The organism is Micromonospora sp. NPDC085948 (genome assembly GCF_040686315.1).
Classification (GTDB): domain Bacteria; phylum Actinomycetota; class Actinomycetes; order Mycobacteriales; family Micromonosporaceae; genus Micromonospora.
This window is the reverse complement of record NZ_JBFBJW010000010.1, coordinates 224,971-244,379: the sequence shown is the minus strand read 5'-3', so window position 1 is coordinate 244,379 and position 19,409 is coordinate 224,971. Positions and strand designations below refer to the sequence as shown.

The 19,409-nt window shown below is 71.1% G+C and carries 19 protein-coding genes and 1 pseudogene; 10 read left to right on the top strand and 10 right to left on the bottom strand.

Annotation, left to right across the window (positions count from 1 at the left end):
* Positions 1–68 precede the first annotated feature (68 nt).
* The gene (locus AB0O48_RS24385) at positions 69–1,598 is read left to right on the top strand and encodes a hypothetical protein (RefSeq protein ID WP_365068512.1); all 1,530 of its coding nucleotides are present in this window, start codon (positions 69–71) and stop codon (positions 1,596–1,598) included.
* Positions 1,599–1,669: 71 nt separating this feature from the next.
* Here the strand turns inward: AB0O48_RS24385 and AB0O48_RS24380 are convergent, their stop codons facing one another.
* Positions 1,670–2,188, bottom strand: coding sequence for a helix-turn-helix domain-containing protein (locus AB0O48_RS24380; protein ID WP_357250271.1), 519 nt, complete (start codon positions 2,186–2,188; stop codon positions 1,670–1,672).
* A gap of 83 nt (positions 2,189–2,271) precedes the next feature.
* Here AB0O48_RS24380 and AB0O48_RS24375 point away from each other — a divergent pair, with 83 nt between their 5' ends.
* From AB0O48_RS24375 to AB0O48_RS24360, 4 genes and pseudogenes are all read left to right on the top strand, one after another.
* A complete protein-coding gene (locus AB0O48_RS24375; protein ID WP_357250268.1) occupies positions 2,272–2,676 on the top strand; it encodes a nuclear transport factor 2 family protein in 405 nt (134 codons plus the stop codon).
* 121 nt (positions 2,677–2,797) lie between these two features.
* Complete coding sequence (locus tag AB0O48_RS24370) at positions 2,798–3,778, top strand: HEAT repeat domain-containing protein (protein WP_365068509.1); 981 nt, start codon at positions 2,798–2,800, stop codon at positions 3,776–3,778.
* Between the two features lie 150 nt (positions 3,779–3,928).
* Entirely contained in the window at positions 3,929–4,528 is a 600-nt protein-coding gene (locus AB0O48_RS24365; protein ID WP_357250262.1) for a hypothetical protein, read from the top strand.
* 93 nt (positions 4,529–4,621) lie between these two features.
* Positions 4,622–4,878, top strand: a pseudogene (locus AB0O48_RS24360) (CbrC family protein).
* Positions 4,879–5,061: 183 nt separating this feature from the next.
* Here AB0O48_RS24360 and AB0O48_RS24355 read toward each other — a convergent pair.
* Positions 5,062–5,472: a VOC family protein gene (locus tag AB0O48_RS24355; RefSeq protein WP_365068507.1), complete on the bottom strand. Its 411-nt coding sequence runs from the start codon at positions 5,470–5,472 to the stop codon at positions 5,062–5,064.
* A 212-nt stretch (positions 5,473–5,684) separates the two neighbouring features.
* On the opposite strand from AB0O48_RS24355, the gene AB0O48_RS24350 reads away from it, so the two are divergent.
* Positions 5,685–6,584, top strand: a complete 900-nt coding sequence (locus tag AB0O48_RS24350; RefSeq protein ID WP_365068505.1) for an ABC transporter substrate-binding protein — start codon at positions 5,685–5,687, stop codon at positions 6,582–6,584.
* A 65-nt stretch (positions 6,585–6,649) separates the two neighbouring features.
* Here AB0O48_RS24350 and AB0O48_RS24345 read toward each other — a convergent pair whose 3' ends face one another.
* The 3 genes from AB0O48_RS24345 to AB0O48_RS24335 are packed head-to-tail and all read right to left on the bottom strand — an operon-like array spanning position 6,650 to position 9,416.
* On the bottom strand, positions 6,650–7,267 hold the full coding sequence (locus AB0O48_RS24345) for an LUD domain-containing protein (RefSeq protein WP_357250253.1): 618 nt from the start codon (positions 7,265–7,267) through the stop codon (positions 6,650–6,652).
* On the bottom strand, positions 7,264–8,709 hold the full coding sequence (locus AB0O48_RS24340; RefSeq protein WP_365068503.1) for a LutB/LldF family L-lactate oxidation iron-sulfur protein: 1,446 nt from the start codon (positions 8,707–8,709) through the stop codon (positions 7,264–7,266). The genes AB0O48_RS24345 and AB0O48_RS24340 overlap by 4 nt, the downstream gene beginning before the upstream one ends.
* A complete protein-coding gene (locus AB0O48_RS24335; RefSeq protein ID WP_365068501.1) occupies positions 8,706–9,416 on the bottom strand; it encodes a (Fe-S)-binding protein in 711 nt (236 codons plus the stop codon). The genes AB0O48_RS24340 and AB0O48_RS24335 overlap by 4 nt, the downstream gene beginning before the upstream one ends.
* Before the next feature lie 106 nt (positions 9,417–9,522).
* On the opposite strand from AB0O48_RS24335, the gene AB0O48_RS24330 reads away from it, so the two are divergent.
* From AB0O48_RS24330 to AB0O48_RS24315, 4 genes are all read left to right on the top strand, one after another.
* On the top strand, positions 9,523–10,362 hold the full coding sequence (locus AB0O48_RS24330; protein ID WP_357250244.1) for a fumarylacetoacetate hydrolase family protein: 840 nt from the start codon (positions 9,523–9,525) through the stop codon (positions 10,360–10,362).
* Entirely contained in the window at positions 10,362–11,207 is an 846-nt protein-coding gene (locus tag AB0O48_RS24325) for an SDR family oxidoreductase (RefSeq protein ID WP_357250241.1), read from the top strand. Before AB0O48_RS24330 ends, AB0O48_RS24325 begins: the two co-directional genes overlap by 1 nt.
* A 31-nt stretch (positions 11,208–11,238) precedes the next feature.
* A complete protein-coding gene (locus AB0O48_RS24320) occupies positions 11,239–12,147 on the top strand; it encodes a hypothetical protein (protein WP_357250239.1) in 909 nt (302 codons plus the stop codon).
* A gap of 168 nt (positions 12,148–12,315) precedes the next feature.
* Complete coding sequence (locus AB0O48_RS24315) at positions 12,316–13,641, top strand: carbohydrate-binding domain-containing protein (protein ID WP_365068497.1); 1,326 nt, start codon at positions 12,316–12,318, stop codon at positions 13,639–13,641.
* Between the two features lie 53 nt (positions 13,642–13,694).
* On the opposite strand, the gene AB0O48_RS24310 is transcribed toward AB0O48_RS24315, so the two are convergent.
* From AB0O48_RS24310 to AB0O48_RS24290, 5 genes are all read right to left on the bottom strand, one after another.
* Positions 13,695–15,518 (bottom strand): HAMP domain-containing sensor histidine kinase, encoded by a 1,824-nt coding sequence (locus AB0O48_RS24310; RefSeq protein ID WP_357250233.1) that lies wholly within the window; start codon positions 15,516–15,518, stop codon positions 13,695–13,697.
* Complete coding sequence (locus AB0O48_RS24305; RefSeq protein ID WP_357250230.1) at positions 15,515–16,216, bottom strand: response regulator transcription factor; 702 nt, start codon at positions 16,214–16,216, stop codon at positions 15,515–15,517. The genes AB0O48_RS24310 and AB0O48_RS24305 overlap by 4 nt, the downstream gene beginning before the upstream one ends.
* Before the next feature lie 73 nt (positions 16,217–16,289).
* On the bottom strand, positions 16,290–17,519 hold the full coding sequence (locus AB0O48_RS24300) for an ABC transporter permease (protein WP_357250227.1): 1,230 nt from the start codon (positions 17,517–17,519) through the stop codon (positions 16,290–16,292).
* A complete protein-coding gene (locus tag AB0O48_RS24295; protein ID WP_357250224.1) occupies positions 17,516–18,205 on the bottom strand; it encodes an ABC transporter ATP-binding protein in 690 nt (229 codons plus the stop codon). Before AB0O48_RS24295 ends, AB0O48_RS24300 begins: the two co-directional genes overlap by 4 nt.
* Entirely contained in the window at positions 18,202–19,404 is a 1,203-nt protein-coding gene (locus AB0O48_RS24290; RefSeq protein ID WP_357250222.1) for an efflux RND transporter periplasmic adaptor subunit, read from the bottom strand. The genes AB0O48_RS24295 and AB0O48_RS24290 overlap by 4 nt, the downstream gene beginning before the upstream one ends.
* Positions 19,405–19,409: the final 5 nt, after the last annotated feature.

Genomic DNA, 19,409 nt, shown 5'->3' with positions numbered 1-19,409 from the left:
GTCGGGCGGCGCCTGCTCTCCCGATGAGCGGATGCCGCGACGATGGACGTGGGCGTAGCGTGCGGTTGATGGTCGGTGCTGCTTCTTCGGATCGGTTTTCGTCTCCCTCGTCGCTGTTGGCCGGGCTGGCGAGGAATCCGGCAGCGCCGATCGACGTGCTGCTGCGGCTGGTGGAGATGTGGCCGGAGCAGGCATGCGAGGGGCTGCGACGCCGCCGCGAGCTGCTGCCGCCGGTGCGGGACGCGATGCTGCGTCATCCCTCACCCACGATCCGCGGCGCGCTCGCCAGCCACCCGCAGGTCGACCCCCTGGCGCGTGCCCACCTGCTGGCCGACCCGGCGTGGCGGGTGAGACTTCGCGCGTTCGGCCGACCCGGTCAGGCACCGCTGCCGGACGACGTGCTGGTCAGGTTGTTGACCGGACTCGACGATCCCCCCTCCGACGTGCCGTTCAGCCGCGAGGAGTTGATCGACGAGTTGTTCGGCGCGATGGGGTACGACCGACGTCTGATCCGGCTGGCCGCCGTGCACCCTCGGCCGGGTGTGCGCCGGTACGTGGCCGGCTCCGCGATCTGGCTGGACGAGCGGTCGCGCCGGGCGCTGCTGGAGGATGAGGCGCCCGAGGTGCGGGCGGTCGCCGTGGCGTCCGACGCGCGCCGCCACCAGGTGATGGAGCCTGCGGATCTGCCGGACCAGCACTGTCACGCATTCTGGTACGTGCTTCAGCGTCCACTGTCCCCGGCGCTTGTCGATCAGGTGCTCGCCAGCGGCGACGCGGCCGCGCTGCGGGTGATGGCCGAGAACCCGAGCGTCCCACCGGACGTGGTCGAGACGCTGCTGCGCCACCCCGACCCGTCGGTTCGGCAGGGATTGGCCGGCCGCGTTGACCTGAGCGGCGACCAGCTTGTCCGGCTCTCCACCGACCCGACGGTCGAGGTCCGAACCGCGGTCTCCACCCATCCCGGCCTCAGCGAACCGCAGCGGGCCAGCATCGACATCGACGTGACCACGGTGCCGGACGACGGCCACTTTGGCTCCGCGGACGTACGTTGCCGCGAGATCCCCTATACCGACGGCGCCGCGCCGGAACTCACCGATGCGCTGCGCTGGGCACGCTCGGTCAACCCGCTGCTCCGCCGCCGCGCGGCCCGAAACTCCGAGTTGCCGCCGGACCTCGTCGACATCCTCGCCGAGGACCCCGACCTGGGCGTACGGGTCCTGCTCGCCCAGCATCACCTGGCCGCGCCGCCCGCGCTGCTGCTGCGCTGCTTCCTCGAGTACCACTGCTGCGGCCGGGACCGGTTGAGCGAGCTTCCGCAGTTTCCCACCAACGGGTTGGCCCGCTTCTCCGACGACCCCGACCCGACGGTACGACGGCTCGTCGCCCTCGATCCGCACGCCAACCCGGAAGTCGTCGATCGATTGAGCACCGACCCGAGCGCCTCCGTGCGACAGGCGATGGCCAGCAGCCCACGGCTCCCCGCACCGCGGATCGTCGCGCTTCTCGATGATCCCGAACTGGCCGAGGCCGCCGCGGCCAACCCGGCCCTGCCGGTCGATCAGATGCAGCGCATCCTGGACGGGACGCCCGTGGGCTGACACGAGGCGACCGACGCGTACGCCGGCCCGGCCCGGCCCTCACGCCGGGTGCTGATCCACCAGCCGGCCGGTCAGGCGCCTTTCAGGCCAGCGAAGACGACCGCGAGCGTACGGGCCTGCAGAGGCTCGTCCCACCCACCGTGCAGGGCCCCTTGGCAGACGCTGGCGAGGAGCGCCATCACTTCGGGTAGCCGTACCGGGGCGGCGACGGAGCCGGCGGCCTGGGCCTGTTCCAACAGCCGGGCCACCGCCTTCTCGAGGTGACCGACCGCGTCGGGCAGCCGGATGTTCACCCCGGACCCGGCGAGCAGGTCGACGACCGTCTTCTTCGCCGCGGCCTGTGCCACCAGGTGGGCAAAGAAGGCGAACAGGTCTCGCTGGGCGGCGTCTTCGACGAGCTGTGCGAGCAGTCGCTTCATGATCGCGGCGAGCAGGTCGTCCTTGGTGGGGAAGTGGCGGAAGACCGTACCGATGGCGACACCGGCGCGCCGGGCCACCTCCTCGGTGGAGGCTCGGGGACCGAACTCGGCGAAGACTGCCTCCGCGGCGTCCAGGATGCGTGCGCGGTTGCGCTGCGCGTCGACGCGCAACGGCGGACCCTCTACCAAAATGAGTCTCCACTCACTATTCTCGGCACAAGTCGAGTGCTGACTCATTATCAGGGAGGACGACCGTGACACCAAGAGCGATCTTCGAGAGCATGCGCGCCCAGTGGCTCGCGAACCAGCCCACCTTCGAGGCCGACCTGCTCACCGACGACGTGGTGATCGAGACACCGTTCGCCGCACCCGGGCGCCCTACACGTACCGAGGGAAAGCAGCGGGTGCTTGCGTACACACAAGGGAGCCAGGCGGTGTTCCCGGTCCGGTTCGACGACTGTCGTAACGTGGTCGTGCACGAGACCGCGGACCCCGAGGTGATCGTGGTCGAGTATGAACTGGTCGGCACTCACACAGAGACGGGGACAACCGCCTCGGCGCCGTTCATCGGGGTGCTGCGGACCCGGGACGGCAAACTGGCCCACTGGCGCGAGTACCAGCACACCCTCGCCATCGCTGAGGCCGTCGGTCAGGTGTAGGCCCGGATCAGGACCAGGCGTTGCGCCCTGCGATGGTCGTGGGGGAAGATCAGGTTCATGACTCACCGGAAAGGCGCCGCGCGCCTCGCAGAGTGAGACCGGCGGCGAGCGCTGGGCGCGCGTGCTGACCGGCCTCGATCGAGAGCTGGACCGCTACGCCTGGGCGGAACGGCTGGCAAACCGGTCCGAGCGCCCACAGGTCAGGCTCGAAGGCGTACGGATGGCGCTCGCGGCGATGCGTGAGCGGCGCGCCGCGCCCGCACGGCTGACGCCGATGCTGACCGGCCTCCTGCGGGACGACAGCTCCGAGGTGCGGTCGGCGGCGCTGCACACGTTGGCGGCTTCATTGACCGCGTCCCGTCTGGCCGCCGACGAGCTCGCGGGGCTGCTGGACGATCCTGAGTTCGGCGCGGTGGCCGCTACCGCGCTGGGCAGCGTCGGCGACCACCGGGCGGTGCCGCATCTGGTCCGGCTGATGCTGTCCAACAGCGACGAGCCGCGTCTGGCTGAGGCGTTCAAGGCGGTTGCCCGGACGGGTGCCGATGCACAGGTCCCGGTGGCCGCCGCCCGGCAGATCTTGGCCGTGCTACCGGATTCGTGCACGCCGGACCTGCCGATGCGGGTCCTGGCCGCGTTCGGGCCGGCCGCCGCTGCCGCAGTGCCGGAACTCATTGACCGACTCGAAGGGGCCGAGAACGACACCCCGGACTGGGCGATCCACGTTCTCGGACAGATCGGGCCAGCCGCCGCAGCCGCAGCAGCGCTGCTTCGGCGGTACCCGACGCAGTGCGCGACGCTTGCCCTTCTCAGCGTCACATCGGACCGGGCCGTGGCCGACCAGTATCTCGCCGGCCGGCCCGAACAACCTGGCCGCCGAGACCAGATCGCGCCAGCGGTGCTGACCTGGCTGGCCGAGCACAATGGGCTGCGGGTCTTCGCCGCGATGGGGTCGCACGCGCGACCGGTGCTCGACCGGCTGGATCGATTCGTGGCCTCCCGGCACCGAGTCGGCATGAACATCGGCGACTTTGACGCCGAGATGCGCGCGGACGAAAGGCTGCACGCTGCCGCCATCGCCACCCGCCGGATGATCGCCGAATAGGTCGCCCTCGTGAATCCGCTTCTGCCGGGTCGGTCGCTACGGGGTGGTGTCATGGCGGGCGCGCAGCGCCGAGGACCGCCAAGGTCGCCGACCGCCATCCGTTGACCGGGTGATGGAGGACGCCGGCCGGGTGCTGTTACTTTGCCGGCCGTGGATGATCAGCTGACGTGGATCGACCGAATCATCGACGTGACCGGATGGCACCAGGAGCCCGCGGACGGTGCTGGCTGGGAGCAGGTGGAGTCGGAGCTGGGCGTGGTGCTGCCTTCGGACTTCAAGGAGCTGTGTCGACGGTTCGTACCGGGGGCGTTCTCTGCGTACCTGGACCTTCTAGGGCCCACGGACGACTATGCGCAGCCGCTGCTTCCGACGTGGGCCTCCCTCCGGCAGTGGGCGGCCGGGCACGAGTCCGCGCGGCTGTGGGCCCCCTACGAGATGTACGAGCCCGACAAGGGGTCGGGGCTGATCCAGTGGGGCAGTGATCAGACCGAGGGAGAGTACTACTGGTTGGCGGACCGCTCAGTGGAGCCCGACCGGTGGCAGGTGATCGCGCGTCGGGAAACCGACCCGTGGCACCAATTCGACATGTCGACGGCCGAGTTCGTCTATCGGGTGATCGCGGATCCGGAGTTCAAGCCGTTCACGGTGGCCGATCCACCACGGCGACCATTCTATCTGCCGCACTGGGGGCCGTTCCCCACGAGCGCTGACGACTGGGACGCTCTCACCGACCCGAACCGAAAGAGCTGAACGACGTCCCCGGGACCGCTGACGCGGCAGGTGTTCGGCGCTCAGGTGGGCCGCTCGCGGCGACCTAGGATCGGCGGGTGCTGGCTGACGAGGATGGTGGGGTGGCAGCAGGAGCAGTGGTTGCACCATTGCCGAGACGCGGCGGAGTTCCATGGCGCGGTCGGGCGAACGAGTTGGCGACCACCCCGGACGCGCTGGAACACCTCCGGCTGACGTCGGCCGGGTCTGGCTGGTCGGCCGGTGACAGCGACTGGTATCTGCGAACGCTGAGCAAGGCCGGCCCGGTCACCGCCTATCTCTTCCGCTGCCGGCACTGCGGCAGTCACCTCGCGTATTCCGACTCGGCCTGACCGCCCGTCCTGGACGGGGAAGGTTGTTGTTGGCGGCCGCAGCCGTGACGGAATGGGGTCGCTGCCGAGCTGGCGGCCCCGCACAGCATCTCGTGCTGGCAGGGCCGCCATGGCTGTTCGCGAGAAGCGGCTTGCGTGAGACGCCGAGTCAGCCCAACGGCTCAGGTGCGACTACCGGCGCGACTACAGCGGCCGAGATCGCTGTGGCACATCGTTGTAGCGAGCGGTCAGCACTTCGAGCATGTGCTTGTCCGGCCCAAGAAAATACAGTCGCCGGCCGGTTCCGTCACGATTGACCTCGCCGACCTCCGACGGCCGCTTTCCGGGTGGGTCGGCGGTGTACGGCGTACCTTCGCTGTCGAAGCGGGCCTTGATGCGGTCGAAAAGTTCGTCGGTCACCAGGAAGGCGTAGTGCTGGGGCTGCACCTCGACCGGCGGGGCCGCGAAGTTGATGACAACCGAATCATCGAGTTGCACCGATTGGAAGAAGCCGTTCTCCCAGGGTTCGCGGAGGTCGAGCAGGCCCTTGAAGTAGTGGGCGGCAGCGTCGCGATCAGACACGGGGATGATCAGGTGGTGCAGGGACGCGGGCATTGTCGTTCCTTGATGTCGTGCCACCTCCATCACCACAACGTCGTTGCGGCCAGACGCGATGACACCTCGCGACGACGATAAACCAGCTGTACCCGACACCTCAAGCATGGCTGCCGGGCAGGTGGTCGCGGAATGGCGGGGCCGCTGCTGGCCGCCGTGGCCTCGCTGCCGGAGAGTGGACGTGGCACGTCGCGCCTGGTAGGCAGGCGGGTGTGCGCATCGTCTCCCTGCTGCCGGCGGCCACGGACATCGTGGCCATGCTCGGCCTGACCGGGCATCTGGTCGGGCGTACCCACGAGTGTGACTGGCCGCCGGGGGCCCTGGCCGATGTCCCGGCGGTGACGGCGACGTCCCTGCCGGAGGCCCTGACGAGCCGGGAGATCTCGGCGGCGATCGCCGGCGACGCGCACCGGGGATCATCGCTGTACCAGCTCGACGTCGCCATGCTGGAGGCCCTGAAACCGGATCTGATCCTGACCCAGGATCTGTGCGATGTCTGCGCGGTCTCCTATGAGCGGGTCAACGACGCGGTTCGCCTGATCGATCTCGACACCAGGGTGGTGTCCCTGGAGGCGCGGACCATCGACGGGATCCTGGACACGGTTGATGCCGTGGCCGCGCTGACGGACACCGAGGGCAGGGCGGTGGAGATCCGAGCCGACGCCGGGCGTCGCCTCGCCGCGTTGCCGGGACCGGTGACCGGCGCGCCGACGGTGCTGTTCGTCGAGTGGCTCGACCCGTTGATGCCCGGCGGGCACTGGGTGCCGGAGCAGATCGCCTATGCGGGTGGGCGGTCGCTGCTGCTCGGGCCGGGCGCGCATAGCACCCCGCAGCGGTGGTCGGTGGTCGCCGACCTGGCTCCCGAGGTGGTGGTGTTCGGGCCGTGCGGGTTCACGCCCGAGCGCACCTTCGACGAGCTGTCGGTGGCGGCCGCGCAACCCGCCTGGGCGGACCTGCCCGCGGTTCGTCAGGGGCAGGTGTGGGTGGTCGACGGGCCTGCCTACTTCAACCGCCCCGGCCCGAGGGTGGTCGACGGCGCGGAGATCCTTGCCGGCATCCTCGCTGGCCGTCCCGACTCCCGCGCTCGACAGGTCCCCCTCGACGTCGGTTGACACTGCCGCGCCCGACCGGCACGGTGTCGACCGGGGTGCCGTCGATGCTGACCCGGCCGAGGACGTCAGTGCTCCGGGAGGTCGTCGTCGACACCGACCAGCACGACCTCCAGTCGGCGGGGGCCGTGCACCCCCTCCACCCGGTTGAGCTCGATGTCGCTGGTCGCGGACGGGCCGGAGATCCAGGTCTGGGGTGCGCGTGCGTCGAGGCGGGTCAGCGCCTCCGGTAGCAGGCCGACGACCTGGTCAGCGCGGACGACACAGATGTGCCGGTCGGGCACCAGGGTGAGCGCTCGCCGCCCCTGCGTCGGGCCGGCGTCGAGGATGATGGTGCCCGTGTCGGCGACCGCCACTGCGCAACCGGTCAGGACCGCGTCCATGGCGTCGAGCTCGGCCGGTGCGAGTGGGGGAGCGTCGCGCCGCACCTGCCCGGCACAGCCGGCCAACCAGTCGGCGGGCACATCGGTGGGGACGGCGAGCCGGTCCACCTCGGCCAGCAGCCCGGCCAGGGCGCCGAGGCCCCGGTGGACCGTCGCCCGGTAGTCCTCCAGCCGGTCGACGAAAACCTCGACCAGGTCGGAGCGGTCGTCGGTCCGACGGTATCGGCGGGGCACCGCCACCGGTGGCGGGTTGTCGGCCAGGGCCGTCCGGAGCCGCGCCAGGATCTCGTCGCGCGCGTTCACTGCTGCTCCCACCACTCCCGGAAGGTCTGCGGTGCGGGCAGCGGCAGGTCCCGCGAACGGGTCCACGCCGAGGCGGGCCAGGGCAGCCGGCGCAGCGTTCGAGCGCCGGTGCGTCGTTCGCGGTACGCGCCGAGTGGACCCGCGCCCGTGCGGGCCAGCCGCAGGGCGGCGGCCCAGCGTCGAGGGCTGCGCATCACCCAGGACAGGACGCGCATGGCGGCCCGTTCCGCGAGTGGGTGCGGCGCCTGCTGGCGGAGGTGGACCAGGATCTCCGGAATGTTGATCTTCACGGGGCACACGTCGTAACAGGCGCCGCAGAGCGTCGACGCGTACGGCAGGGACGCGTTGTCGGCCACCCCGGTCAACTGGGGCGACAGGATCGCGCCGATCGGCCCCGGGTACACCGAGCCGTACGCGTGCCCGCCGGCCCGCTCGTACACCGGGCAGACGTTGAGGCACGCGGAGCAGCGGATGCAGGACAGCGCCGGCCGCCCGACCGGGTCGGCGAGCACCGCGGACCGGCCATTGTCGACAAGGACGACGTGTACGGCCTGCGGGCCGTCGCCGGGGGCGACGCCCGTCCACATCGAGGTGTACGGGTTCATCCGCTCACCGGTCGAGGACCGCGGGAGCAGTTGCAGGAAGACCTCCAGGTCGGTGAAGGTCGGCAGCAGCTTCTCGACGCCCACGACGCTGATCAGCGTCTCCGGGAGGGTGAGGCACATCCGCCCGTTGCCCTCGGACTCCACCACCACGAGCGTGCCGGCGTCGGCAATGGCGAAGTTGGCGCCGGACACGGCGACCCGGGCCGAGAGGAACCGTCGCCGCAGGTGGGCGCGCGCCACCTCGGCCAGGGCGGCCGGCTCGTCGCTGAGGTCGGCCGGCGCGTCGGGCATGCGACGCTGGAAGATCTCCCGGATCTGTGTCCGGTTGTAGTGGATCGCCGGCACCAGGATGTGCGAGGGGGTGTCGTCGCCGAGCTGCACGATCAGCTCCGCCAGGTCGGTCTCGTACGCGGTGATCCCGGCCGCCTCCAGGGCCTCGTTGAGCTCGATCTCCTGGGTGGCCATCGACTTGACCTTCACGACCTCGTCGGCCCCGGTGGCCCGGGTCAGCTCGACCACGATCCGGCAGGCCTCGGCCGCGTCCCGGGCCCAGTGCACGGTGGCGCCGGCGGCGGTGGCGGACGCCTCGAACTGCTCCAGCAACTCCGGCAACCGCCGTTGGACGTCCGCCTTGATCGCGGCGCCGGCGTCGCGCAGAGCCTCCCAGTCGGGCACCTCGTCGACGACCCGGGCGCGCTTGCCGCGGATGGTGCGGGTGGCCCGGTGCAGGTTGGCCCGCAGTTGCGTGTCGGCGACGGCCGGCTTCGCCGCGGTGGGGAAGGGCAGCGGCGTGCGGATCCGCCCGTCTCCGGTGGCCGGTGCGACCGGCCTGGTCACGAGTTGGCCCCCGTCCCGGCGAGGATCTCGGCGTAGTGCAGGGCCCGTACGCCGGAGCGGTGGCGGTCGAGGCCGCCCCCGATGTGCGCCAGGCAGGAGTTGTCGGCGGCGGCGAGCACCCGTGCTCCGGTCTCGCCGACCCGGGCGCACTTGTCGGTGAGCATCGCGGTGGACACGTCCGGGTTCTTCAGGGCGAAGGTGCCGCCGAAACCGCAGCACTCCTCGGCGTCGGCCAGCTCGACCAGCCGGATCCCGCGTACCTGACGCAGGAGTCGCAGGGGCCGGTCACCCAGCCGGAGTAGCCGCAGGCCGTGGCAGGTGGGGTGGTAGGTCACCGTTTCCGGGAACTCGGCGCCGACGTCGGTGACGCCGAGGACGTCGACGAGCAGCTCGGACAGCTCGTAGGTGCGGGCGGCCACCGACGTGGCCGGCGGGTGCAGCCGCGGGTACTGGTCGCGGATCATCGCGGTGCACGAACCGGACGGCACGACGACGGCGTCGTACGCGTCGAAGACGTCGACGTAGTTGCGCACCATCGGCATCGCCTCGGCCCGGTAGCCCGTGTTGGCGTGCATCTGCCCGCAACAGGTCTGGCCCGTCGGGAAGTCGACCGTGTGGCCGAGCCGGCGCAGGATGCGGGTGACCGCGATGCCGGTGGCGGGATAGGCGATGTCGTTGACGCAGGTGATGAAGAGGGCTATCCGCATGGCGGTGTCGACCCGCCTTGACTGTGTTGGTGTGAGCGAGTACACACTGGCGAGCAAGATCCTATCGGAAACGGCTCTGCCGCCACCAGGCACCGGAGGATGGTTCGTGAGATTCATGCGCGTCGGACCCGTCGGGCGGGAACGCCCTGTCCTGTACGTCGACGGGCGGCACCTCGACCTCTCGTCGCTGACCGCCGACATCGATGCGGAGTTCCTCGGCGGCGACGGCATCCGGCGCGTCCGCGAGGCCACCGACCTGCCCGAGATCGACGTCTCCGGTCAGCGGGTCGGCGCGCCGATCGCCCGTCCCGGTGTGGTCCTCTGCGTCGGCCAGAACTACGCCGCGCACGCCGCCGAGTCGGGTGCCGAGCCACCCACCGACCCGATCATCTTCTACAAGGCGCCCAACACGGTCGTCGGCCCCCACGACGACGTTCTGATTCCGCGTGGCTCGACGAAGACCGACTGGGAGGTGGAGTTGGCGGTGGTGATCGGTCGGCAGGCCCGCTACCTCGCCTCGCCGGCCGACGCTCTCGGGCACATCGCCGGGTACGTGCTGTCCAACGACGTCTCCGAGCGGGACTTCCAGCTCGCCGTCTCGGGGGGTCAGTGGTCGAAGGGCAAGTCCTGCGAGACGTTCCAACCGCTCGGCCCGTGGCTGGTCACCGCCGACGAGATCGACGACCCACAGGCGTTGCGGCTGCGCTCCTGGGTCAACGGTGAGCCCCGCCAGGACTCCAGCACGAAGGACATGATCTTCGACGTGGCGTACCTGGTCTGGCACCTGTCCCAGTACACCGTCCTGGACCCGGGCGACGTCATCAACACCGGTACCCCGCAGGGCGTGGCGCTCTCCGGCCGGTTCCCGTACCTGGCCGGCGGCGACGTGATGGAGGTCGAGATCGAGGGCCTCGGCCGGCAGCGCAGCACGCTGAGAGCTGCCTGATGGCGGTGCCTGTCGACGCGGAGGACTATTCGGGAGGGGAGAGCGGCATGCGGTGTGACGGTCTGGTGGCGGTGGTGACCGGAGGTGGTTCGGGGATCGGCCACGCCTGCGTGCGGGCGTTCCTGGCCGCCGGCGCCCGGGTGGGCGTGCTGGATCTGGATCTGTCGGGTCTCCCCGAGGACCCTCGCGTGCACGGCGTCCGCGCGGACGTGGCCGACCGGTCCTCCCTCGACGCGGCCGTCGCCTCGGTCGCCGACACCTTCGGCGGCATCGACATCCTGGTCAACAACGCCGCCATCTCCGCCGTGGGCACGGTGGAGGACGACGACGACGAGCGGTGGAGCCGGGTGCTCGACGTCAACGTCACCGGCGTGGCCCGGACGAGCGCCGTCGCGCTGCCGTACCTGCGCCGGTCGTCGGCCGCGGCGATCGTCAACATCTCCTCGATCGCGGCGACCGTCGGCCTGCCCCAACGCGCCCTGTACTCGGCGTCGAAGGGCGCCGTGCACGCCCTCACCCTCGCCATGGCCGCCGACCTGGTGACCGAGGGGGTCCGGGTCAACTGTGTCGCCCCCGGCACCGTGGACACGCCCTGGGTGGCCCGCCTGCTCGCCGGCGCGGCCGACCCGACGGCGGAGAAGCGGCACCTCGCGTCCCGCCAGCCAACGGGGCGGCTGGTGACCGCCGAGGAGGTGGCCGCCGCCGTCGTCTACCTCGCTTCGCCGGCGACCGGGTCGGTGACCGGGTCGTCGCTCCCGGTGGATGGCGGCATGTCCGGCCTGCGACTACCCGCTCGGGTCACCTCCGCGCCCGCCCCCGCCGGACCGGACGCGGTCGGCTCCTGAGGGGTCCGGGGGCGCGTGACATGATTGCGCCATGGGGAAACAGCAGGACGTCGGCGAGCCCGACCGTCACAGCGGGTCCGACGTCGCCGACCACCGTCCGATCGGTGGCAGCGCGGACGCACGGCTCGCCCTCGCTCAGGACCCCAACACGCCGCAGATGACGCTTATCGACCTGGCGTCCGATCCGTCGGCCGTGGTCCGCAAGGCGGTCGCCGCTCGGGCCGACGCGCCCGCACAGGCCCTGCGTCCGCTGACCCGAGACCATGATCGTCAGGTACGGGAGGCCGTGGCGAGGAACCCCTCCGCCTCGATCGCCAACCTCATGCGTCTGGTCAAGGACGCCGACCGGTGGATCCGCTGGGCGGTCGCCGGCAACCCCGCCTGTGACGAGTCGATCCGCCGGGTCATGTCCGAGGCGTCGGACAAGGAGCTTCGCGGTCTCCTCGCGGAGAGTCGTGAGCTGGAGCCGGAGTTGGCCGCCCGGCTGATCGACGACGTGTCACCCGAGGTACGCGAACGCCTCGCCACGCACACCCACGACCCCGATGTGATCACCGCCCTGTTGGCCGATCGCACCGCACGCGTACGCAAGGGGGTTGCCCGCAACCCGCGGACCACCGCCGCGCAGCGCAGCGCGCTCGCCGCGGACCCGGTGGTCGACGTCCGCGCCGCGCTGGTGCGTGCCGTCGAGCTGGGTGAGGCGGACCTGGCGCTGCTGCTCGACGACCGCTCGGTTCAGGTACGCCTGGCCATGGCCACGAGCGAGCTCGTTCCGCCGCACATCCGGCAGGCGCTCGCCCGCGACCCCGACGAGATGGTGGCCAGCGCGGCCCGCGACTTCCGCCCGGGGTCCGGCACCTCCTCGGCGGTCCGGGCTCCCCGCATCGCGCACCGGCCCTCCACGGCCGGCGCGGGCCGTCGCGGCGGCACGTCGCGGTAGGGCGGCGCCGGCCTCGCAGAGTGCAGCACCTGTACTCAGGATGGTTTCCAAACATTCACATGTGTCGTCCCGATCCTCTCTAGGCTGCGAATGTCCAGTTTTTGGGCGTATGTCGGCAGGAGAGGACCAGCGGTGCGTATCAGAAGATTCAGGTCAAGGTTCGTGGCGATGGCCGCGGCGGTGGCGGTCGCCGTGGCGGGGGGACCATTCGTCGGCGGTACGGCACACGCCGCCGAGCCCTCCCAGTTCAGCGTCGTGGGCGGTGCGATCCGACCGGCGACCGGCACCCCGGTGCCCGCCTCCGGAACGCACGCGTCGCTGTGGAGCAATTCCCATTACGCCACCACGAGCGTCAACGGCTCCGGGCGGGTACTGATCGGGGCCATCGGTGACAACTGCCAGGGCTGGCCGACCGTACGGGTGAGCGTCGACGGCGTCAGTGTCGGCCAGACCACGATCGTCAGCGCGACGAGTTACGGCACGTACCCGGTCGGCGCGGCGGTCGGCGCCGGCCAGCACACCGTGCAGGTCCAGTTCGTCAACGACTTCCGGGACGACGCCTGCGACCGCAACGTCCACATCGCGTACGCGCGGATGGAGACCGCCGGCGCCACCGACACGACGTTCAGCTTCGCCGTCCTGCCGGACACCCAGCAGGAGGTGCTCAACGGTAGCGACACCCGCTTCCTCAACCGCACGAACTGGCTGGTGCAGAACCGGTCCGCGCTGGACCTTCGCTTCGTGACCTCCTCCGGTGACGTGGTCAACTGGGACACCCCCGACCACTCGCAGTACGTCATCGCCCGCACCGCGATGCGGCCGATCGAGAACGCCGCCATCCCGTACGCGCTGGCACTGGGCAACCACGACACCCAGGCCACCGGCGTCGGCGGCTCCGCCCGCGACCCCGCCCACACCCGCGAACTGCTGCGCGACACCACCGTGTTCAACCAGTACTTCACGGTCAGCCAGTACCGGGCGGTCCGGGGACAGTTCGAGGCTGGCAAGGTCGACAACTCCTACTCGACCTTCGAGGCCGGCGGCGTGCAGTGGATGGTGCTGACCCTGGAGCTGTGGCCCCGGGTCGCGGCCGTGAACTGGGCCAGAAGCGTCGTCGCCGCCAATCCCCGGCACAACGTCATCGTCGTCACCCACGACTACATCGACGGCAACGGCAATATCGAGCAGAGCGCCGGCTACGGCGAGACCAGCCCGCAGTATCTCTTCGACAACCTGGTCAAGCAGTACGCCAACATCCGGTTCGTCTTCTCCGGTCACACCGGCATCGCCGGCAACCGGGTCGACACCGGAGTCCACGGCAACAAGATCTACTCGTTCCTCCAGACGTTCCACTCCAACAGCACCAACCCGGTCCGCCTGGTCGAGGTCGACACCGCCGCCAACTCGCTGCGGACCTGGATCTACGCGCCGCACAACAACCAGTCGTTCACCGCGTACGACAGGTCGTTCACCGGTATCGGGGTGGTCCGCTGACCCGAACCCCGGTCAGTGCTGTGGCCTTGGCGGTTGGCGGCGGAACCGCCGCTTCAACCGCCGAGGCCCGGCAGCCGGATGGTGACGTGTGTGCCCCGGCCCGGCTCGCTCCGCACCTCGATCGTGCCGCCGTGTGCCTCGGTCAGGTGGCGTGCGATCGCCAGACCGAGCCCGCTGCCGCCCGTCACCCGGCTGCGCGACTCGTCGGCCCGCCAGAACCGGTCGAAGATCTTCGGTAGGTCGGCCGGGGCGATGCCGCTGCCGGTGTCCCGGACGGAGATGGTCGAGCCGTTCGCGTCGACAGTCACCGAGCCGCCGGACGGGGTGTGCCGGATGGCGTTCGAGATCAGGTTGCCGACCACCTGTCGTAGGCGCACCTGATCGGCGTGCACGACCGGATCTCCCACGACGCTGAGGTCCAGGCGCACCCCGGCCGCGAACGCGCTGCCCCGATGGCTGTCGACCACGTGCGTGAGCACGTCCCGCAGGTCCGCCGGCCGCAGGTCGATCCGCAGCGTGCCCGCGTCGGCGGCCGCCAGGTCGCCGAGGTCGTCGATGACGTGCTGGAGCAGCAGCGCCTCCTCGTGCAGCAGCGCCAGCAGTTGGGCGTCGGTCGGCGCCAGGTTGTCCTGCGCCGCCTCCAGCCAGATGCGGATGTTGCTGAGCGGGGTCCGCAGCTCGTGCGCCACGTCGTTGACCATGGTGCGGCGTTGCGCCTCGGCCCGTTCCCGGCGTTGCGCGGAGTCGTTCAACGCGCGCGCCAACCGGCCGATCTCGTCGCGCCCGGACACCGGGGCGGGTGTGCGCAGTTCGGCCGCGACGGCGAGGTCGCGCAGCGGCCGCACCAGGCGCCGCCCGACGAGTACGGTCGCCGCGACGGTGGCGAGCAGGACCGCACCGGTGACCGCCACGATCCGTCCGATGCTGCCGCCGGACAGGCTCAGCGTGGTGCGGCCGGTGCCGGGCGCGGTGACGAACAGCAGCGCGCGGGGTGCCACGTACGGTCGGAGTTGGGTCCTGCGCCCTGATTCGACGCACCCCTGCACGACGCCGGCCGGCCCGGCCGGCGTGAGCAGCGACGGCGGCTTCACCTCGGTGTCCTCGTGCGCGGTCCGGACCACCGCCGAATCGCCGAGGTACGCCGTGAAGGACGGCGTGATGCGCAACTGCGAGGCACGGTCGCCCAGGCTGAGACAGCGGGCGGTCAACGTGGTCAGCGTCTCGAGTGCCTTCTTCTCGGCGGCACTGACCAGGCTGTCGAGTTCGAACCCGCAGCCCTCCGTCACGGACCGGGTCAGTGGCCGCTCGGCCTCGGCGCGGACGGTGGTGAGGACGACGCTCGGGCGGCCGGTCTTCGCGGTCCGGATGACACCGTCGTAGCCCACCTTGTGGAAGCAGCTCAGGGCGTTCTTGGCCACCTCGCTGAGCACGTACCGGTCTTCGGGCGGCACGATGTACGGTCCGACGGCTCGCTCGTCGATGTGTTCGGCGCCGCCGGTCAGGCCCAGGTCGACCTGGAGCGGATCCACCACGGCCGAAGGACGGATGTTGCCCAGCGCTGGGCCGGCCTGCGAGTCAAGGATGATCTTGTGGTCGTCGGTGGTCAGCGTGATGCGCCGGCCCAGCTCGGCGGCGCGCGAGTGCACCAGGTCGGCGGCGCCGGACCAGTCGTCGTGGGTGGCCGCGTAACCGACAAGCGCCTGGTAGACGGCCCTCTCGTCGGCGACGGCGCCGCCCTGCTCGTAGTTGATCGCGCGGGTGGTGGTCGTCGCCGCCAGCCAGGCGGTGGCCGAGATCGCGGCCAGCGCGATCACCACGGAGGCGACCAGCAGCCGGGTCACCAGACTGTGCCGCAGCGGCACCCTGTCCTTGCTCACGGCGTCGGACCCGGAGCCAGCTTGTAGCCCACACCGTGCACGGTGAGCAACTGCTGGGGACGTCTCGGGTCGTCTTCGATCTTGCGGCGCAGGTTCATCACGTGGACGTCGATGGTGCGTTCGGTCGAGCTGCGGTCGAGTCCGCGGGTGTGGTGCAGCAGTTGTGCGCGGGTGAAGACCCGGTCCGGCTGCTCGGACATGGCGGCCAGGATGGCGAACTCGCCACGGGTGCACTCGATCCGCTCGCCGTCGACCGTGACGTGGTGCCCGACCGGATCGACGGTGATCCGACCGGTCTGCCGGATGCTCCGGGCGGTGGGCTCGGGTGTGCCGCGGGACGCGCGGCGCAGCAGGGTGCGGGTGCGGGCCACCAGTTCCCGAGGGCTGAACGGCTTGGTCAGGTAGTCGTCGGCGCCGAGTTCCAGTCCGAGCAGCAGGTCACTCTCGGCGCTGCGCGCGGTGAGCATGAGCACCAGTACGTCCGATTCCTGCCGCAGCGTGCGACACACCTGTAAGCCGTCCAGTCCCGGCATCATCACGTCCAGGATCAGCAGGTCGGGCCGGTCCCGGCGGGCGGCGTCCAGCGCCGCGCGCCCGTCGTGCACCACGGTCGTCTCGTGCCCGGCGGCCACGAGATAACGGCGGATTCCCTCCGCGTGCCGCAGATCGTCGTCAGCGACCAGGACCATCGCACACATGCCGGCGATGATAGGTCGCCGGTGCGGCACCGCACCGATCTCCGGCCCGACCTGACAGATTCCTAACGGCAGCTCAGACGCTGGACAGTGACTCGGTGGGGTCGAGCGAGGCCGCCCGCATCGCCGGATAGACCCCCGCCAACACCCCGATGACCAGCGCACCTCCCAGTCCGGCGGCGGCCGCTGCCGTCGGGATGGTCACCGGCCAGTGCTGGAGGGTGGCATAGCCCGCGACGGCCACCGTGCCGGTCACCACCCCGGCTGCTCCGCCAAGGGCCGAGAGCACGATCGACTCGGTCACGAACTGGATGCGTACCTGGCCCCGGTTCGCGCCCAGGGCCCGGCGCAGGCCGATCTCGCGGCGCCGCTCCAGCACCGAGATGTACATCGTGTTCGCCACCCCGATGCCGGCGACGAGCAACGCGATCCCGGCGAGCCCGAGCAGCAGCGAGCTGAAGGTCTGCCGCACCGCCTGCTTGGCGGCGAGCCCGTCCGAGGGACGACTGACCAGCACGTCGCTCGGATGCTCCGGGTTGGCCGTGGCGGCCAGGACCGAGCGCACCGCCACCACCTGGGCGTCGGTGGTCTGCACATAGATGCGGGTCGGGTGCCCGTCGAAGCGCAGCCAGTGGTTGGCCGCCCCCCAGCCGACCATCGCGGAACGGTCGATCTCGGGCGCGAGTGGCACCGGGTCGAGGATGCCGATCACGCTGAACCGCTGCCCGCCGAGGTGAACCTGGATCGGCTGGGAGAGGTCGACGGCGGTGAAGCCGAGCCGCTGGGCGGCGACCGCGCCGAGGACCACGGTCGGCAGGCGTTCCATCGCGGAATCCAGGAAACGGCCGGAGCGTACCCGGCCGTCGATCGCCGCGAGCAGGTTCGTCCTGGTGGCGACGACCGCGATCGCGTTGTAGTCGCCCGGGCCGGTCCGGTCGGATCGGGCGACGTTCAGCCCGAAGTCGGCGGTCGCGCTCGCCACCGTCACCGGCCCGATCCGGGACACCATGTCCACCGACTCGACGGGCAGCTGGACCGGTGGTTCGCGGTTGGGCGCCGGCGTGACCTGCAGTCGGTTGGTGCCCAGGGCGGCCAGCTCCTCCTCGAGCGCCCGCTGGCTCGACGCGGGAATTCCGGTGACCAGGACCAGGGTGGCGATGCCGATGGCGATGCCGAGCGCCGACAGCGCGGCGCGCGCCGTGCGCGTCCGAATGCCGAGCAGGCCCAGACCGATCAGGTCGGCCGGGGCCAGCCGTACCGGTGCGGCGTCCCGGTCCACTCGCGCCGCGTGACGGGTACGCCTCATACCGGCGCACCGCCCGCCGCGGAGTCGGACACCAGGCGGCCGTCGAGGATGCGGAGCTGTCGGGGCACCCGGGCGGCCACCTCGTGATCGTGGGTGATCAGCGCGATCGTGGTCCCCTCCCGGTTCAGCTCGGTCAGCAGGTCGAGCACGGCCGAGCCGGTGGCCAGGTCGAGCGCCCCGGTCGGCTCGTCGGCCAACACCAGCGCGGGCCGGTTGACGAGCGCCCGGGCGATCGCCACCCGTTGGCGTTCGCCGCCGGAGAGCGCCTGCGGGTGGTGGTCGGCGCGGTGGGCCAGACCGACCCGCTCCAGTGCCGCCCGGGCCAGCGCCCGGCGGTGCCGGCGGTGCACGCCGGCGTAGAGCAGGCCGGTCGCGACGTTCTCGGTCGCGCTCAGCCCATCGGTGAGATGGAACTGTTGGAACACGAAGCCCAGCCAGCGGCCGCGCAGGCTGGACAGCTGTCGGTCGGACATGGTGGTGACGTCCCGCCCGCCGAGCAGCACCCGGCCCTCGGTGGGCCGGTCCAGCGTGCCCATGATGTTGAGGAGAGTGGACTTTCCCGAGCCGGACGGCCCCAGGATGGCCACGAACTCGCCCGCGTCGATCCGCAACGAGACGTCGCGCAGCGCCGTCACGTCCTCGCCGTAGCGCCGGGTGGCGCCGTCGATCTCCAGCACCGCGCTCACGACGTCGTCACCACCCGGGTGCCGGCGGCGATGCCCGTACCGGTGATCTGCACCATGCCGTCGGCGAACAGGCCCACCTTCACCGCGGTCAGGGCGCCGTCGGAGATCTGGACGCCGTAGCCGCCGCCGCTGAGCGCGAGCAGGGCGCCGACCGGGACGGCGAGTACGTCGTGCGCGGTGGTGCCGGTGAACCGGACCACGACGGCGGCCGAGCTGATGTCCTGGATCGCCGAGGCATCGTCCACCGCGATGACGACCTGCACCTTCGGACCCTCCGCGCCCGGGTTGTCGCCGTCCGACGAGCTGGCCTGGACGTTGCTGCTCACCGAGGTGATGGTGCCGCCGGCGTGCGAGCTGTCCGGGAGAGTGATCTGCACCTTCTGCCCCGCCCGGAGGTCGTCGGCCCGGCTCGCGTCGATCTCGACGGTGACCGCCTTGGTCTTGTCGCTGATCGCCATCAGGTTGCCGGTGGCGTCGTCGCCGAGCTGCGCCGAAGCCGCGCCCACCCGCACCGCGCCGGGCAGCACCAGGATGTCGCCGAGTGTCACGGTGCCGGTGGCCGGACGGATCCCCTTGGCCGCCTGCCAGCGCCGTACGGCGTCCTTCAGCGATGCGGTGAACACGGCGTCCTGGCTGGTCAACACGGTCTGGTACGCCTTCGTGCCGGAGGCTGTCGGCGTCGAATCCGGCGTGGTGGCCTCCCCGGTCGCACCCGGGTCGTTCGCGGCCGGTGTCGGCCCGCCCTGGACGGTGACCCGGGTTCCCGGTGCGGGTTGCGGCCCGATCCGGTAGTCGAGCGCCCGGAGGTTGTCGGCCAGCACCTTGACGTCGCGGCCGACCATGCCGACCACGTCGATGTCGCGGAACATCGGCGACGACCCGTAGAAGAGGGTCACCGGTCGGTCGCCGGCCCGATACAGGATGTCGCCTCGGGCGATGGTGCTGCCCGGCTGGGGCAGCCAGGTGAGCACCCCGGGCGCGACGCCGCGCAGGGTGCGCTGCTTGCGGTAGCCGACCGTGCCGCTCTCGGTCCAGTAGTCGGAGAGGTCGGTCCGGACCACCTCGGCCGTGGCCACCCTGGACGCGGCCGGCTGGGCGGCGGGGGAGTCCCGGTCGCCGCTGGCGTGGACGGCGTAGACCACGCCGCCCAGCGCGAGCACGCCGCAGGTGATGGTGATGATGAGGGGTTTCGTCCGCACGGTCG